We start from the raw sequence: 16986 nt of genomic DNA on the forward strand, positions 1-16986 counted from the left end.
AAGGATGCTCTCCCCAATCTTCATTGACGTCGAAGCGTCCGGCATCACCGCGGGGTGCTATCCCATTGAGGTCGGCTGGGCGCGAGCCGAGGCGGAGAACGGTGTCGTGCGTCTGCACGCCCGAAGCATCCTCATCCGTCCCTCCGATGCTTGGCGCTCCGAGTCCTGGCGCTGGGATCTCGCGTCAGTCGCGGCACATGGCCTCACGATGGACACCCTTCTGCGAGATGGCATGGATGTCGATACAGTGTGCGAAGTTCTCGACGGCGCGTTTTCCGGCGAGGTCTTGGCGACGGACACAGGCTCCGGAGACTGGGACGATGGCTGGCTGCAGATGCTGTACGAGGCCGCTGGCCGCAACCGGCCCTGGGAGATCCCGGAGACGAAGTCGGGAGGCCAGGTAGCCGCCCATCTTCGTCTGAAGTCGCTGGATCCCAGGGCGATCCGGCCGGCGTTGCGGCACTGGGCGCCGCCGCATTCCCACGCCGCGGCGGAGGACGCCATGACGTTCGCGTGGGAATGGGGGATGTCGGAACTCATCGGCGGCGCCGGAGCCGCCGGCCTGAGCGCCGAAGCACTTTCCGCAGCCCTCGCCGATTTGCCAGGATTGATCCCGAAGAAGCGTTGGCCATTGCCGACCGCGGAAAGCGAAGCCCGGATGAGGCGCCGCAGTCCGAATTGATGGCCGTCGGCGATTAGTGCCGCCGGATGGCTTACGCCGGCCGGGACCGGCGCGGTGAATCCGCAGACTTGGACATACCGTCAGAAGGGCAACGGCATGCAGATCGCACTCCTCACGGATATGCACGCCAATCTGGAGGCCTTCCGGGCATGCCTGGAGGATGCAGAACGGCGCGGCGCGGACCGGTTCGTGTTCCTCGGAGATCTCGTGGGGTATGGCGCGGACCCCGTCGCCGTGACGCAGCTCGCGGCGCAATACGTCGCACGCGGCGCCGTCGCGATCCGCGGCAACCACGACGATGCCGCCATCTCCGAGCAGTCCAAGATGACCGCGGACGCAGAAGCCGCCATCGCCTGGACGCGATCCGTCCTGGATGACGACTGCCGCAACTTCCTCGATCAGCTTCCGATGCAGGTATCGGAAGATGATCGCCTGTACGTCCATGCGGACGCTTCGGCACCTCGAGCCTGGCGCTACGTCAGTGATGTGGAGACCGCGCAGCGGAGCCTCGATGCGACGGAGGCGCGGTTGACCTTCGTCGGACATACGCACAAGCCCCGGCTATTCAGGCTGCTAGGCCTCGATGCGATCGCGCCCGGCGGCCCCGCTGACCTGGAGCGGCTGCGGGTGCCGACTGGCACGCCGATCGGCCTGACCCGGGATAGCCGTTGGCTGCTCGTGCTCGGTGCCGTTGGGCAACCTCGCGATGAGAATCCTGCCGCTTTCTACGCTCTCTTCCAGGTCGAGACCCAAGAGCTCACCTGCCTCCGAGTCGACTACGACACCGCAGCGGCAGCGGCGAAAGTCAGGGCGGCGGGCCTGCCCGAGCGGCTGGCCTCCCGCCTGTTGCGCGGATACTGACGTCCGGCCCCAAAGCAGCATTGATACGGCCCGTCGCAGGCAACAGGCGCAGAAGCTGGAAGCCGGCTGAGGCCAGACGGGGCCGCGAGCCGGCGTTCCGGATGCGCCGGCCGTCAGTCGAAGAACTGGTTCTTCGGACGCGGCAAGCCGAGGTGGTCGCGCAGCGTCCTGCCCTCATAATCGCGGCGAAACAGGCCGCGGCGCTGCAGCTCCGGCACCACCTTATCGACGAACTCATCGAGGCCTGTCGGCAGGTGGGGGAACATGATGTTGAAGCCGTCGCTGCCACGACCCTCCAGCCATTGCTCCATCTCGTCCGCGATGCTCTCCGGCGTGCCGACCATCGAAAGCCCCGCATAGCCGCCGAGCCGCTGCGCGAGCTGGCGCACCGTCAGCCCCTCGCGCTCCGCCAGGCGGATCGCGCGCTCCCGGCCGGACTTGCTCTGCTCGGTCTCCGGGATCGGTGGCAGCGGACCGTCGGGATCGAAGCGAGAGGCATCGACGCCGAGCGAGATCGAGAGCGAGGCGATGGCGCTGTCGTAGTGCACGAGGCTGTCGAGATGCGCGCGCTTGGCACGCGCCTCCGCGACCGTGTCGCCGACCACGACGAAGCAGCCGGGCAGGATCTTCAGGAGCTCCGGGTCGCGGCCGAGTGCGGCCATGCGGCCCTTCACATCCGCATAGAAGGTCTGCCCGTCGGCGAGCGTGCCAGGCGCGGCGAAGATCGCCTCCGCGGTCTCCGCCGCGATCTGCCGCCCGGCCTCGGACGAACCCGCCTGCACGATCACCGGCCAGCCCTGCACCGGCCGCGCGATGTTGAGCGGCCCGCGCACCGAAAGCTCCGGCCCCTTGTGGTTCAACACATGCAGCCGGTCGGGGTCGAAGAAGATCCCACTTTCCACATCGCGGATCACCGCGTCGTCGGCCCAGGAATCCCAGAGCCCGGTGACCACGTCGAAGAACTCCCGCGCCCGCTTGTAGCGCTCGCCATGCGCCATATGCGCGTCATGGCCGAAATTCATCGCCGCATCGGGGTTCGCGGTGGTGACCAGGTTCCACCCCGCGCGCCCTTCGCTGATGTGGTCCAGCGACGCGAACTTGCGCGCCACATGATAGGGATCGTTGTAGGTGGTGGACGCCGTCGCGATCAGGCCGATGCGCTCGGTCACCGCGGCCAGCGCCGGCAGCAGGGTCAGCGGATCGAAGGAGGTCACGGTGTGGCTGCGCTTCAGCGCCTCCACCGGCATGTTCAGCAGCGCCAAATGATCCGCCATGAAGAAGGCGTCGAACTTGCCGCGTTCGAGCGTCTGGATCAGGCGCTTGATCTTCGGGAAGCTGAAATTCGCGTCAGGCCAGGCGCCGGGATAGCGCCAGGCGCCCGTATGAATGCTGACCGGGCGCATGAAGGCACCGAGATGAAGCTGGCGGGTGGGCATGGGAATGGCCTCGCGATGGCTCTGTTACCCGCGACATGGCGTCGGCCTCGCAAGGCAGCAAGCACACCCAGGCGCTTTCCCCGATCGGCGCCACCCCGCGAAAACCCATGCTCCCGCACGCCCCCCGCACGGCAAATTCCTCGCTGGGCTGGATGACGCGGCAGAGCCCAGGGGGCTCCGCCCCCTGGGTCCCCGCCAGGAGCATAGATGCTCCTGGACCTGCTTCACTTGGTGCTCTGATTGGCAAGGGGTCGCCCGGCGCACTCGCGCCGGGCGACCCGGGGTCCGTCGACGTATACGTCGACCCTGTAGGCTCCTGGCGGGTGGGTCCGGGAGGGCAGCGCCCTGCCGGGGGCTTCACCGCGCCACCCGCCCCATCGGGAAGCTGCGCAGGTCGCGCTGGGCGGTGCGGAACACCGCGTCCTGGCGGTGGTTTTTCTCGGCGGCGAGTTGGGGCACGCGGCGCATCACCCATTCGCCGAGGGCGAGTGCGCTGATGCGTCCCTCGCCATCCGCCGCGGCGCGGCCCATCAGCCCTTCGCGGAAGGCGTAGGCGAAGACGCCGTTGCGGTCGTCGTAGGAATCGAGTGCTTCCTGCACCGAGGAGCTGGCGGCGAGCAGGAAGCGGCCGGTCTCGTTCCCGAGTGCGGAGAGCTGATCCATGGTGAGCTGCCCGGCATGGCAGGTGTCGAGCAGCAGGAAGGCGTCGCGGGCGCGGATGCGCGCCAGGGCCGCGACCAGGGTGCTGTCGTCGATGCCCTGGCGGCGCAGGCCTTCCATGTTGCCGACATCGCGCACGTCATGCGGCAGGAAGAGGAAGCGCTGGTCGGGCTCGGTGCGGATGCCGTGGCCGGCGATGTAGAGGACGAAGGTGTCGGTCGGCTGCACGGTCGCCGCGGCGCGGTCCATCGCGGCGAGCACGCCGGCGCGGGTCGCTTCGCGGTCCATCAGCACCGTGGTCTGCACGTCGCGGAATACGCCGGCGCCGGCGGTCCGCAGCGTCTCCGCCACCACGCGCGCATCGGGCACCGCGTAGCGCAGGTTCATCGCCGGCACCGCGTATTGGTTCACACCGATCGCCAGCACGATCAGGCGGCCGGCGCTGGCGGAGGGTTCCGGCTCGCCCGGGCGGCGCATCATCAGCGCCGGCCCTTCGGCGAAGAGGGTGCGGTCCTCGGCATAGAGGCGGGAGGCGATGCGGTTGGGGCCGGGATCGAGCGGCACCTCGACCTCCGCCTGGCCGGCACTGGGCTCGGCGCGGGCGGCGATGCGGTCATTGACCAGGATGTCGAGCGGGCCGAGGCCGAGGCCGCGATCGGTCGCGATGAAGGACAGGCGCAGCGCCCGCGCGCCGTCCGGCAGGGCGCCGCCATCCCAGGTGACGGGCTGGCAGCCGGCATCGGTCACCGCGCAGGCGGTGCCCGGGGCCAACAGCGGCAGCCGGCCGATGCGGGCGCGCACGTCGCCAAGCTGGGCCAGGCGTTCCTGGGCCAGCGCGCTGTTGCCGGCGATGCGGGCGCGCAGCGCCGCGGGCGCGTGCAGGGCACGATAGGCCTGCTGGAAGCTCGCCCATTCCGGCGTGGTCGAGCGGTTGCCGTTCAGATGGACGCCGACCAGCTCCTGCCCGCCATTCGGCGCATGCTCGAAGAGGCCTTCCGGCGTCCAGGCGACCCAGCGCAGGGTCGGGACGTGGAAGAAGACCGCGGCCTGCTCGGCGAGCTGCGGCTCGATCCGGAACCAGCGCAAGGTTCCGTCGCCGAGCGCCACCACGGCGGTATTGCCGGCGACCGCGACGCCCCAGGCGGCGCTCGGCAGCACCGCGGCATCGACCAGCCGGCCGGTGGCGTCGAACAGGCGGAGATGGGTGTCGGTGCCGAGCAGCACGCCGCGATCGCCGTCGAGCAGGGCGCCGGAGCGGGAGAACTCGCCCTCCCCCAGCCGCAACGGGGTCTGGCCGAGGCGCGGGCGGTTGGTGTTGCGGTAGTCGACGAGGCTGAGGCGCCCATTGGTGCGCGCCGGGACGAAGCCCTGGCCCTCACCGGCGGACAGGCGGCCGGACATCGCGTCGAAGATCAGGTTCGGTGCATTGGCGCGCAGCGCGAAGCGGATCTGGGTGCCGTCGGGAGACAGCGCGATGCCGGCGCCGGTGCCGCGGAAATCGGCGCCGGGCGGCTGCGGCGAGGCCGCGAGCGTGCCGTCGGGCGCGAGCCGGCCCCAGCCCGGATCAGCCGCGGCATAGGCGAGGCCGCCGCCTGGCAGGGCCAGCAGGTGCGCGATCGCGTCGCGCGCCGCCGGGATGTCGGTGGAAGGCCCGAGGCCGAAATCCGTCCAGCGCCGGATGACGAATTCCAGCGGCGCCGGCGGTGCCCCGGCCATGGCGGCCGCCGCACTGTCCAGGTTGACGCCCCGCCCGTCGCCGCCCGGCAGCGACACGCCGCGGGTGCCGGTGCCGGCCGCGCCGCCGCCGGCGACCGAGGTCGCGGCCCGCGTCACCCTTGCATAGCCCGCGGCATGCAGCTGCACCCCGCCGCGCCCGTCCGAGGCCCAGGCCACGGCCGGCAGGCCCTCCCCCAGCAGCCCCGTCACATCGGGGGTGAAGACGGTGCGGAGGTCGTTCGAGGCCAGCACCTCCACCCGCAGCCGGTCCTCGAAGCCGATCGCCAGCAGCGAGCCATCCGGCGACCAGGTGAGGCCATAGGGGCGCGCACCCGGCACCGGCGCGCGCTCCGCGATCTTGCGGCCTTGCGGCGTATAGACGCGGATGCGGCCATCGGCGGAGCTGGCGGCGACGCGCCCATCCGGCCCGAAGGCCACCATGCGGGCCGGACCGCCGAATTGCTGATCCTCGAAGACCAGGCGGCCATTGGTCGCGTCCCAGACGCGGATGCCGGCGCGGCCGCCGAGTGCCGCCGCCAGCTGCCGGCCATTGGCCGAGATCGCGAGGTGCTGCACCGGCGCTGGCAGGCCGCGCAGCACACCCGTCATGCGGGTGGTGTTGGTGTCGAAGACGTAGATCGCGAATTGCCGGTCCCAGGCCTGGGCGGTGAAGCCGGCGGCATAGGCCCGGTTGCCGTCGGGGGAGAGAGCCACCGCATAGAGCTCGCCTTCCGCGCCGTCGCCGATCGGCGGCCGCAGCACGCCGCGCGGCAGCCCATCCGGCATGGTCCAGAGCCGGAGCGTCTTGTCGTCGGAGACCGAGGCGAGCAGTCGCCCGGACGCATCGATCGCGAGCCGCGCGACCGGGGCGGTGTGGGACGCGGCCTCGACCCGGAGGTAGGGCGCCTGCGGCGGCTCCTGCGCCCGGACGGTCCCCGCCGCGAAGAGCAGGGCCGCCAGGAACGCGAGGAGCGCCCGCATCGATCAGCTCGCCAGCTCGAAGCCCTGGCCGGCGGCGAGGCGATCGGCGGTCGCGACGCTCTCGCTGAAGTTGTCGCGCCGGGCGATGTTGGTGGCGGCGAGCTGGCGGACATCGCCGCTGTTCGGCGCGTCGTTAGGCGAGGCCTGGCGCGCCTGCGCCATGCCGGCCGCGCCCGGGAAGGCGCTGGCCGGGGCGTAGCCGCGCAGGCCGCTCTCGGTCTCGACCAGGGCGAAGCCGGAATGCGCCGGGCGGACGGTCACCCGGTCGCGGGCGCTGATCTGCCCGACCTCGGGGGCGCCCGCATCCGGGCGCAGCTTCAGGGCGACGGCGCGCGGCACGGTGACCGGCACCGGGCGGCCGACACGGGCGCCGGCCTGGGCCTTGGCTGCCGGAGCCACGGTGTCGAAGGCGGTGTCGAACTCGGCACCGCGGGTGCCCATGCGCTCATTGATGGTGCGGGCAAGCTGCACGTCGCGCTGCACCCGGCCCCGGACCTCGGCCAGCATCGCCTGCGCCTGCCCGCGCTGGAGGCGCTGGGCGGCGAAATCCTGGCGAATGCGCTGGGCGGTCGCGAAGCGGCAATCCATCAACAGGTCAAAGGCGCGCTGGGTGCGGTCGATGGAGGCGTTCTCGGTCGAGACGTCCTGGGCGATGGACTGGCTGAGCTGCGCCTGGTCCTGCGCCTGCCGCTGGCGGGCGGCGAGGTAGCCGCCGGCCGCGCCGGCCGCGCCGCCGGCAACGGCACCGATCGCGGCGCCGGTGGCGACGTTGCGGCCGCGGCCGCCGCTCGCCGCCGCCACGAGTCCGCCGAGGATCGCGCCGCCGGCCGCGCCGATCACCGCGCCGCGGATGATGTCCTCGCCGAAGAAATTGCCCGTGCTATCGAGCTGGACGAGCTGGGACCGGCAGGGGTCGGAGCCGTCGTCGGCGCCGATGCGGCCCATCTGGGTGGAACAGCCGGCGACCAGGATCGACACGGCGGAAAGAACGGCCACAGGGCGGCGGATCAACGGGTGCATAGCGGCCTCACTACTGTCGTTGCGAAGACATTACCAGAGCGTTTCGCCGATACCCAGCGTCACCCTCAGTTCACGTTTTCGTCCAGTGCGCGAAGTCCTGGAACGGCGCCCGCCGCCTCGCTACCGTCGCCGCGGAGGCGGTGTCGGCATGCCGCCATGGGGGCGCTCGCCGACGGACGCGGGGCAAGAAGGGACAGAAGCGATGACATTCACGAGGAGACTCGTGCTCGGCGCGGGCGCGGCGGGACTGGTGGGTGCGCAGAGCGTCCTGGGGCGGGGCGCCCTCGCCCAGGGCTCCGGCCCGATCCGGATCGCGACCGCCGGGCCGATGACCGGCCAGTACGCTGCCTTCGGCGCCCAGATGCGGGCCGGCGCCGAGCAGGCGGTAACCGACATCAACGGCGCCGGCGGCGTGCTCGGGCGCCAGCTCGCGCTCGAAGTTGGCGACGACGCCTGCGACCCACGCCAGGCGGTCAGTGTGGCGAACCAGCTCGCGGGCCGGCGCGTGGTCTTCGTGGCGGGGCATTATTGCTCCGGCTCCTCGATCCCGGCGCGGGATGTCTATGCCGAGGAGGGGGTGCTGCAGATGAGCCCCGCCTCCACCAACCCGCGCTTCACCGACGAGGGCAAGTGGAACACCTTCCGCGTCTGCGGACGCGACGACCAGCAGGGCCTGGTTGCCGGCACCTATATGGCGCGCAACATGCAGGGCCGGCGCATCGCGATCCTCCATGACAACTCGGCCTATGGGAAAGGCCTCGCCGACGAGACCAAGAAGGCGCTGAACGCGGCCGGCGTGCAGGAGACGCTCTATGCCGCCTATACCCCGGGCGAGCGCGACTACAACGCGCTGGTCAGCCGCATGAAGGCCGCCGACATCCAGGTCATCTATGTCGGCGGCTACCACACCGAAGCCGGCCTCATCCTGCGCCAGGCGAAGGAGCAGGGGATGAACGTCACGCTCATCGGCGGCGACGCGCTGGTGACGAACGAGTTCTGGCAGATCACCGGCGCCGCCGGCGAAGGCACGCTGATGACCTTCAGCAGCGACCCGCGCCGGCGCCCGACGGCGGCCGAGGTGGTGCAGCGCTTCCGTGCCCGCAACGTCGATCCCGAAGGCTACGTCCTCTACACCTACGCGGCGGTGCAGATCTTTGCCGCCGCCGCGGGGCGCGGGAACACGGTCGATCCCCGCCGCCTCGCGGCGCTGCTGAAATCGGGTGGGCCCTGGCAGACGGTGCTGGGCGATATCGGGTTCGACGCCAAGGGCGATGTGACGGCGCCGGACTACGTCTTCTACGTCTGGCGCAACGGAAGTTATGCGGAGATGTAGGCCTCAAACGCCGGCGGTCGCATTCGCGGCCTTGGCTAGCGCGCTGTCAGGGCGCGCTGGCGACATCGGTCGGTCGCGCGCGGGGCCGCATTCGCGGCCCCGGTGCATCGCTGCGCTCGCCCCGCTGAAACCGGTGGCGGCCTCCGGCCGCGGGAATGCTGTCCGGTCCTTGTGGCCAGCGTCTAAATAGCGGCGGGCGGCCGGGCGGCGCGGCGTGCCGCCTCGATCAGGGAGAGTGCCAGCAGCGCCAATGCGCGTTCGCCGAGCTTGAGCGCGCGGCCGAGTGCGATGGCACGCGTCAGCGCCCGGCGCGCCGCCGGCTCCTCCGCGGTCATCTCGGCGAGGCCCGCCAGGAGCGGGGAACGCGGCGCCGGATGGCGCGAGGCGGGCGGCATGCCGTGACTCCGATAGATGGACAATTGTTAATCCATGCGCCGGCCACCGGGCAAGTGCCCGCGCGCTGCGCTTGCGAAGAGACCCGTCCGGGGGCAGTTACGCGCTTCCCTGGAGCATAGATTGGTTCGTGGCGAACCGGTCAAGGCCCAGGACTGGTTTGATCGGACCGGCCACCAATGAACCGCATCTCGCTGCCCAAGGACAAGATCCGCATCCTGCTGCTGGAAGGCGTCGCCGACAGCGGCGTCGAGCTGCTGGGCGGCGCCGGCTACGCGACCGTGACCCGGGTTCCCAAGGCCCTCGATGGAGCGGCGCTCAAGGAGGCTATCAAGGGGGTCCACATCCTCGGCATCCGATCCCGCACCCAGCTCACCGAGGCGGTGCTGGAGGCCGCCGACCGCCTGATGGCCGTCGGCTGCTTCTGCATCGGCACCAACCAAGTCGACCTCGAAGCCGCCAAGCGCCGTGGGATCGCGGTGTTCAACGCCCCCTTCTCCAACACCCGCAGCGTCGCCGAGCTCACCCTCGGCGAGATCGTCATGCTGCTGCGCGGCGTCTTCCCGAAATCGAACAGCGCCCATGCCGGCGGCTGGGACAAGTCGGCCGCCAATGCCTGGGAAGTGCGCGGCAAGACCCTCGGCATCATCGGCTACGGCAATATCGGCAGCCAGCTCTCGGTCCTCGCCGAAGCCTTCGGCATGCGCGTCATCTACCACGACCACACCGCCAAGCTGCCGCACGGCAATGCCCGCCAGGCATCCTCCCTCGCCGCCCTGCTCGCCTCGTCCGACGCCATCACGCTGCATGTGCCGGAGACCACCGACACCGTCGGCATGATCGGCGCCGCCGAGATCGCCGGCATGAAGAAGGGCGCCGTCCTCATCAACAACGCCCGCGGCACCGTCATCGACCTGCCGGCACTGGCCGATGCGCTGAAAAGCGGGCACCTCCTCGGCGCCGCGATCGACGTCTTCCCCGAGGAACCCGCCCGCAACGGCGAGCCCTTCGTCTCCCCTCTCCAGGGCCTGCCCAACGTCATCCTGACCCCGCATATCGGCGGCAGCACCGCCGAAGCCCAGGACCGCATCGGCGAGGAAGTGGCGAAGAAACTCGTCGAATACAGCGACACCGGCACCACCCTCGGCGCCGTCAACTTCCCGAACGTCCAGCTCCCGGCACGCCCGACCGGCGCCCGCTGGACCCACCTGCACCGCGACACGCCCGGCGTGCTGTCCCGCATCAACGAAGCCTTCGGCCGCCGCGGGCTGAACATCTCCGCCCAGTACTACCAGACCGCCGCCGAGCTTGGTTACGTCGTGGTCGACAGCGTCGAAGCCCGCAACGAAGCGGAAGCCATCCTCGCCGAACTCCGCGCCCTGCCCGGCACCGTCCGCGCCCGCCTGATCTACGAGCGGAATTAGGGGCGGTTGCCTCGGGGGCTCCGCCCCCGAACCCCCGCCGGGGAATGGAGACATTCCCCGGACCCCACCTTCACTTAAGAGCCATGGCTTGGGAGGGGATCACACGGCGCGATTGCGCCGTGTGATCCCCTCCCAAGCCATGGCACCAAGTCAGGCAGGTCCAGGAGGCTCCAGCCTCCTGGCGGGGTGCAGGGGCAGAGCCCCTGCGGCCACCTCCCCCAATTGCGCCTCGTGGTCAGCCGCGCGAGGCTGTGCCCGAACAGGATGCGGGGGGCGCGATGGCTTGGCGGGAGCGTGCGGGGACGAGCTTCGTCTGTGAGAAGGCGAGCGCGACGGGGCGGGCGATGGTGGTGGCGAACCATCCGCTGGCTTCGGCGGCGGGGGCGGAGATGCTGGCGCTCGGCGGCAATGCCATCGATGCGACGGTGGCGACGCTGTTCACGCTCGGCGTCGTGGAGCCGATGATGGTCGGCATCTTCGGTGGCGGGACGGCGCTGATCCGGCTGGCCGATGGGCGGGAGACGATCATCGACGGGCTGTCGACGGCGCCGGCGGCGGCGCGGCCGGACAGCTACCGGCCGGTGTCGGATGCTTGGCCCGACTACATGGAGGTGGAGGGGCGCGCGAACGCGGTGGGGGCGAGCGCGGTCGCGGTGCCGGGCACGCTGAAGGGCTGGTGCGAGGCGCTGGAGCGGCATGGGCGGCTCGATCTGGCGACGGTGATCGATCCGGCGATCCGGCATGCGGAGCGCGGCTTCCGGGTGTCGCAGTACCTGCATGAATGCGTGCAGTCGACGGCGGCGGATCTGGCGCGGGATCCCGCGATCGCGGCGCTGCTGCTGCCGGGCGGCAGCGCGATCGCGCCGGGCGCGCTGCTGCGCCAGCCGGAGATGGCGGAGACGCTCAGGGCGATCGCGAAGGAGGGGCCCGGGGTGCTCTATGGCGGCGCGATCGGGGCGATCGCGGCGGAGTATCTGGAGCGGCACGGGTCGATGCTCGGCAAGGCGGACCTGGCAGAATACCAGACGGTCGATCGGGTGCCGGTGCGCGGCAGCTATCGCGGGGTGGAGATCGTCGGTGCGGCGCCGCCGGCCTCGGGCGGCGTGCATGTGGTGCAGATCCTGAACCTGCTCGAGGGCTTCGACATGAAGGGCCTCGGCTATGGCACGCCTGAGACGATGCACCTGCTGCTGGAGGCGATGAAGATCGCGGCGGCAGACCGCGTTGCGGCGACCGCCGATCCCGCCTTCGTCGACGTGCCTGTGGCGAAGCTGATCTCCAAGGACTACGCGGCGCTGCGGCGGCAGGAGATCACGACGACCGCCGCGGGGCGCTTCGCGGCGCGGGTGCTTCAGAACGAGAGCCCGAACACGACGCATGTGACGGTCGCGGATGCGGAGGGCAACATCGTCTGCTCGACGCAGACCATCAACAGCCTGTTCGGGGCGCGCATCCTGATCCCCGGCACCGGCATCATCCCGAACAACTACATGTACCTCTTCGATCCGCATCCGGGGAATGCGCTGTCGCTGCAGCCGGGCAAGCGCATCACCAGCACGCAGTGCCCGCTGATTGCCTATCGCGACGGCAAGCCGGATTTCGCGCTCGGGCTGCCGGGCGGCATGCGGCTCTATCATTCGGCGATGCAGGCGGTGGTGAACCTGATCGACCACGGCATGACGCTGCAGGAAGCGGTGGAGGCGCCGCGCATCTGGACCCAGGGCCAGGCGGTGGAGATCGAGCTCGGCGTGCCGGAGGCGCAGCGCGATGCGGTCGCGGCGCTGGGGCATGAGGTGGTGCCGGTGCGCCATGTCGCCGGCGGCATGTGCGCGGTGCGCTGGCGCGCGGATGGGCTGCTGGAGGGTGCCGCCTGCTGGCGCGCGGATGGCGTGCCGATCGGCATCGCCGGCGGTCCGGCGCGCGCGGGCACCCGCTTCTTCCCGGACCCGCACGCCGGGGGACGGTAGTAGGCGCAGCAGTTTTTTCTCGTGGCGCCCGAGGAAGAGCGATAGCTCAATCTCTCAATTGCCACTGGCCGAGGTGCTCGTGCGTGGTCCTTCCGTAGATGCTGTTCACGAGCAGGAAGCTGCGCACGGTCCACGCGACCGGCCGCTCGAGTACTTCCGTCGGAATCTGCCAACCGCGATAGACTAGTGTCATATGCGGCTCGAAGCCCAAGGGAGACGTGGCGGGAAAGCCGGCCCGCTGCAGGGCCACCGCAATCTGCTCGACTAGCGGCATCCAGACGGCGCAGTTTCTGCAACACAGGACGATCTTCCAGGTCGGTCGGCCACGGCGGTCCCTCTCGCCCTTGAAGCTCTGGAGAAGATCGAATTCCGTGCGGAACGCTCGCGCTTCCACCATATCTCCAGCGCAGAGAGCTGCGACGACATCACACGGTCGCGTCTCATAAGACAGCGCCTCATAGGCGCCGATGGGCTGGATCGTCGCGTGCAAATGTTCCTCCTCCCGCCCTTCCCGCAGGATGCCGCGCCGGCCGCAAAGCGCCCGGACGATTTCCATGCCCTGCGCCGCCGCGTCGGGCTCCGGCTTCGCCGCGAGAAAGACAGAGTTCGGATGAGCGCGCCGCCATTCTGTCTTTCGTCGCAAGAGCGCCTGCGCCGCCTCGGGCCCGAAATCGAACACCGATTGCCGCGAGGCCGATCTCGACATCGCAAATCTCCTTTGCGAGCGCCTGCCTACGGAGGCTACAGTTCTCTTTTTGTTCTTAATTATGTCGTGCCTTTAGGCGGGTCAAGGCCGCTTCCGGAATCCACGCCGTAGCGGTGGGTGCAGAAGGCGCCCACCGCACATGGCTCCTTGCCCGCCCTACTCCGCCGCTTCGGCGAGTGCCGGATAATCGAGATAGCCTTCCGCGCCCTCCGCATAGAAGGTCGCGGTATTCCAGGCGTTGAGCGGCGCGCCCAGCGCAAAGCGGCTCACCAGGTCGGGGTTGGCGATGAAGAGCTTGCCGAAGGCGACCGCATCCGCCTCCCCGGCCGCGAGCACCGCCTCCGCGCTCTCTTGCGTGAAGCTCTCATTGGCGATGTAGACGCCGCCGAAGGCCGCCTTGAGCTGCGGCCCGAGGCGCGGCTCCTTCACCGCCTCGCGCGCGCAGATGAAGGCGATCTTCCGCTGGCCGAGCTCGCGCGCGACATGGCCGAAGGTCGCCGGCAGGTCGCTGTCGCCCATGTCGTGCGAGTCCGCGCGCGGCGCGAGATGCATGCCGACGCGGCCGGCTCCCCAGACCCCGACGACCGCATCCGTCACCTCCAGCATCAGCCGCGCCCGGTTCTCGATCGAGCCGCCATACTGGTCCGTGCGCGTATTCGTGCTGTCCTGCAGGAACTGGTCGAGGAGATAGCCATTGGCGCCGTGGATCTCGACGCCGTCGAAGCCCGCGGCCTTGGCGTTGGCGGCGCCGATGCGGAAGGCCTCGACGACGCCCTGCACTTCCTCGGTCTCGAGCGCGCGCGGGACCGCATAGGGACGCTCCGGGCGCAGCAGGCTGACATGGCCCTTGGCCGCGATGGCGCTCGGTGCCACCGGCGGCGCGCCGTCATGGAAGCTGGGATCGGAGATGCGCCCGACATGCCAGAGCTGGAGCAGGATGCGGCCGCCGGCGGCATGAACACCGTCAGTGACCAGGCGCCAGCCTTCGACCTGCGCCTCGGACCAGATGCCGGGGGTGCGGGGATAGCCGACGCCCATCGGCGTCACGGAGGTGGCTTCGGTGATGATCGCGCCGGCGGAGGCCCGCTGCACGTAGTAGTCGCGCATCAGCGCATTCGGCACGCGGCCGGTGCCGCTCGCGCGGGTGCGCGTCAGCGGCGCCATCAGCACGCGGTTCGGAAGCCGGAGGTCGCCGATCACGATGGGATCGAGGAGGGTGGGCATGGGAGGGATCGTCCTGCGCGGGGATACGCGCGTTGCAGCGTGATTTGGGTGCACCGCAGCATCCGGCAAGCGGCGACGGCCGGCGCCCGCGGCATTCGAGGGATGCACGGAGGGAACGGATCGTCAGCCGGGAACGGCGGCCCCGCGGGGGAGCCGGATCCGCGACGTGATGGTCAGTCGTATGGCGTCGGAGACCAGCCCGTCATCGGCCACCATGCCGAATTCGGAGCGGTTCAGGGTGCCCGTCGCGACAACCTCCGCGACGGTGCCTTCGGAACCTCCGCCGCCGATCCGCATCGCCGTGACGTCGAGCTGCTGCGGCCGCGCGACGCCGCGGATGGTCAGGATGCCGCTCAGGGTGAAATGGCGGTCCGGGCCCGGCGTCATCGCGGTGCTGCGGAACAGGATGTGGGGAAACATCGCCGCATCGAGATAAGCCATGGAGCGCAGCCGCGGCGCGACACCAGGCCAGGGGCTTTCGATCCCGTCCGCATCGACCTCCACCGCGATGCGGGTCTGCGCCAGGTCCTGCGGATCGAGATCGAGCCGCCCCATGAAATGCCCGAAATGGCCATGCACGGGCAGCAGGCCGAGGCCGCGGGTCAGGAACTCGATGCTCCCGGAATGCTCGTCGACGCCATAGCTGACGGCCGCCGCATTGCCGGCAGGGGAGACCATGAGCACGGCCAGCACCAGGGCGGCCAGGCGCGCGTACCGATGGACGGCGAATGGGCGGCGCATCGACGGGCTCCGACTGCTCATCGTCAGATGGGCTGGGACTGCGCGCCGTCACGCCGACCGGCTGATGATATTCCGTTAAGGCGGCAGACCGGCTTCCAGGTTCCGCGCCAGCGCGCGCGAACCTTCCCGGACCAAGGGCAGCACTGCCGCGCGCTTCTCCTCCGGCAGGAAATCACTGATCCAGACGAAGCGGCAATTCGCTTCATCGACCGGGAAAATCTGCATCGAGGCGGCGTGATGTTCGAACGCGCCGTCGATCACCGCATAGGCCAGACGCCGGCGATCATCGTCGATATCGATGATCCTCTCCCGCACCACCAGGCCACTGGCGAAGGTGACGGTGTGGATATCATCGCAGACCCGGCCATCGACGAGGACGCCCGCGAAGAGCCGATCCGCGTCGCCTGGCCGCCGCAGCGCCGCCCAGGCATGCTCGGCCGATACGCGGACCGGCTCTTCCCAATGGATCGAGGCCATCAACCTGCCGCGGTCATGCAGACCGCCTCGATATTGTTGCCGTCGGGATCGAGGAGGAAGGCGGCGTAGTAGGTCGGGCCATAATCGGGCCGCGGCCCCGGCCCGCCATTGTCCCGCCCCTGCGCCCGCAGCCCGGCGGCGTGAAAAGCGTGCACCGCGGCGCGGTCTGGCGCCGACAGGGCGACATGGGTTCCTGCCCCCGTCTTGTCGCTGGCATGCAGCCACAGCATCGGCTGATCGCCTGGCCCATATCCCGCCAGCCCATCGCCGTCATAGCAGCGGAGATAGCCGAGCGGCTTCAGGGCGGCGTCGTAGAAGCCGAGGCTCGCCGCCATGTTGGTCGCCTTGAGACCGATATGGTCGAACATGCGGATCCTTTCCCGAATGGTGCAGGTGCGCGAGCAAGGGTCCTCCCTGTGCACGCTGACCTGCGCAGCCTGCGTGACGCCTCTGGCCCACCGCTTGGGGAAAATTGCTATTCTGCCGCCATGACACTCTCGACGACGGTGAAGGCGCACGGCGCCGGCTGGCGCGTCGCGGAGGTGCGTTGCACCGCTGGCCCTCATGACCCGGTGCAGGAAGAGCAGCACGCGGATATCTGCGTGGCCGTGGTGCTGAACGGCAGCTTCCGCTACCGGTCGCCGGAAGGAACCGCGACGCTCGCGCCCGGCGCCATGCTGCTCGGCAATGCCGGCGCCTGCTTCGCCTGCGACCACGAGCACAGCGCCGGCGACCGCTGCCTGGCCTTCCACTTCGATCCCGCCTGTTTCGAGGAGATCCTGGCGGCGACGCCGGGCGCGCGGCGCCTGTCCTTCACCCGCCCTGCCTTGCCGCCCCTGCCCGGGCTGGCGCGGCTGATCGCCTCGGCCGAGGCCGCCGCCGAGGAAGGTGCGCTGGAGGAGGTGGCGGTCGAGCTGGCCGGGGCGGCAGCGACCGCCGCCGCGGATGCGCCGCGGCGATCGGCGCCCGACCTGCGCCATGCCGGCCGCATCGCGGAGATCGCGCAATGGATCGAGGCGGACGTCACCCGGAAGCTGCCGCTGGATGTCCTGGCGCAGGCAGCGGGGCTCAGCCGGTTCCATTTCCTTCGCGCCTTCCGCGGCCTGCTCGGCATCACGCCGCATCAGTTCGTGCTGCATCAGCGGCTGCGGAGGGCGGCCCTGCGCCTGCGACGATCGGATGACGCCGTGCTGGCGATCGCGCTCGACAGCGGCTTCACCGACCTTTCGGAATTCAACCGCCGCTTCCGCCGCCTCTTCGGCATGGCGCCGACCGCGTTCAGGCGCCTCCGCCGAAGCGGGTGAGCACGCGACTTCGGGACCAGGGATTAGCCTGGCAATCTCAGCAGGGCAGCCGTGCTCGCTT

Annotated in this window: 15 protein-coding genes; 6 read left to right on the plus strand and 9 right to left on the minus strand. The window is 70.2% G+C overall.

What is annotated here, in order from left to right:
- Positions 1–4 precede the first annotated feature (4 nt).
- Positions 5–682 (plus strand): hypothetical protein, encoded by a 678-nt coding sequence (locus GXW71_RS10705; RefSeq protein WP_211852494.1) that lies wholly within the window; start codon positions 5–7, stop codon positions 680–682.
- A gap of 96 nt (positions 683–778) precedes the next feature.
- Complete coding sequence (locus tag GXW71_RS10710; RefSeq protein ID WP_211852495.1) at positions 779–1543, plus strand: metallophosphoesterase family protein; 765 nt, start codon at positions 779–781, stop codon at positions 1541–1543.
- 113 nt (positions 1544–1656) lie between these two features.
- Here GXW71_RS10710 and GXW71_RS10715 read toward each other — a convergent pair whose 3' ends face one another.
- The 3 genes from GXW71_RS10715 to GXW71_RS10725 all read right to left on the minus strand — a co-directional run bounded on the left by GXW71_RS10715 (position 1657) and on the right by GXW71_RS10725 (position 7332).
- Entirely contained in the window at positions 1657–2979 is a 1323-nt protein-coding gene (locus GXW71_RS10715; protein ID WP_211852496.1) for an LLM class flavin-dependent oxidoreductase, read from the minus strand.
- A 357-nt stretch (positions 2980–3336) separates the two neighbouring features.
- Positions 3337–6336 (minus strand): caspase family protein, encoded by a 3000-nt coding sequence (locus GXW71_RS10720; protein WP_211852497.1) that lies wholly within the window; start codon positions 6334–6336, stop codon positions 3337–3339.
- Positions 6337–6339: 3 nt separating this feature from the next.
- A complete protein-coding gene (locus tag GXW71_RS10725; RefSeq protein ID WP_211852498.1) occupies positions 6340–7332 on the minus strand; it encodes a hypothetical protein in 993 nt (330 codons plus the stop codon).
- A 226-nt stretch (positions 7333–7558) separates the two neighbouring features.
- Here GXW71_RS10725 and GXW71_RS10730 point away from each other — a divergent pair, with 226 nt between their 5' ends.
- Complete coding sequence (locus GXW71_RS10730; RefSeq protein WP_211852499.1) at positions 7559–8689, plus strand: branched-chain amino acid ABC transporter substrate-binding protein; 1131 nt, start codon at positions 7559–7561, stop codon at positions 8687–8689.
- Between the two features lie 182 nt (positions 8690–8871).
- On the opposite strand, the gene GXW71_RS10735 is transcribed toward GXW71_RS10730, so the two are convergent.
- Positions 8872–9084 (minus strand): hypothetical protein, encoded by a 213-nt coding sequence (locus GXW71_RS10735; RefSeq protein WP_211852500.1) that lies wholly within the window; start codon positions 9082–9084, stop codon positions 8872–8874.
- Between the two features lie 177 nt (positions 9085–9261).
- Between GXW71_RS10735 and serA the strand changes: the two genes are divergently transcribed.
- Together serA and ggt are read left to right on the plus strand one after the other, a co-directional pair.
- Positions 9262–10506 carry a phosphoglycerate dehydrogenase gene (gene serA / locus GXW71_RS10740; RefSeq protein WP_211852501.1) on the plus strand — a complete coding sequence of 415 codons (1245 nt, stop codon included), beginning with the start codon at positions 9262–9264 and terminating at the stop codon, positions 10504–10506.
- A gap of 278 nt (positions 10507–10784) precedes the next feature.
- On the plus strand, positions 10785–12473 hold the full coding sequence (ggt, locus tag GXW71_RS10745; RefSeq protein ID WP_246526464.1) for a gamma-glutamyltransferase: 1689 nt from the start codon (positions 10785–10787) through the stop codon (positions 12471–12473).
- Between the two features lie 46 nt (positions 12474–12519).
- Here ggt and GXW71_RS10750 read toward each other — a convergent pair whose 3' ends face one another.
- The 5 genes from GXW71_RS10750 to GXW71_RS10770 form a co-directional block, all read right to left on the minus strand.
- A complete protein-coding gene (locus GXW71_RS10750) occupies positions 12520–13179 on the minus strand; it encodes a 2'-5' RNA ligase family protein (RefSeq protein WP_211852502.1) in 660 nt (219 codons plus the stop codon).
- Between the two features lie 156 nt (positions 13180–13335).
- Positions 13336–14403, minus strand: coding sequence for an alkene reductase (locus tag GXW71_RS10755; RefSeq protein ID WP_211852503.1), 1068 nt, complete (start codon positions 14401–14403; stop codon positions 13336–13338).
- Between the two features lie 123 nt (positions 14404–14526).
- On the minus strand, positions 14527–15144 hold the full coding sequence (locus GXW71_RS10760; protein ID WP_211852504.1) for a YceI family protein: 618 nt from the start codon (positions 15142–15144) through the stop codon (positions 14527–14529).
- Between the two features lie 75 nt (positions 15145–15219).
- Positions 15220–15621, minus strand: coding sequence for an SRPBCC family protein (locus GXW71_RS10765; RefSeq protein ID WP_211852505.1), 402 nt, complete (start codon positions 15619–15621; stop codon positions 15220–15222).
- Entirely contained in the window at positions 15621–15989 is a 369-nt protein-coding gene (locus tag GXW71_RS10770; RefSeq protein WP_211852506.1) for a VOC family protein, read from the minus strand. Before GXW71_RS10770 ends, GXW71_RS10765 begins: the two co-directional genes overlap by 1 nt.
- Positions 15990–16109: 120 nt before the next feature.
- Here GXW71_RS10770 and GXW71_RS10775 point away from each other — a divergent pair, with 120 nt between their 5' ends.
- Positions 16110–16925 carry an AraC family transcriptional regulator gene (locus tag GXW71_RS10775; protein ID WP_211852507.1) on the plus strand — a complete coding sequence of 272 codons (816 nt, stop codon included), beginning with the start codon at positions 16110–16112 and terminating at the stop codon, positions 16923–16925.
- Positions 16926–16986: the final 61 nt, after the last annotated feature.

Source organism: Plastoroseomonas hellenica (assembly GCF_018129085.1).
Lineage (GTDB): Bacteria > Pseudomonadota > Alphaproteobacteria > Acetobacterales > Acetobacteraceae > Plastoroseomonas > Plastoroseomonas hellenica.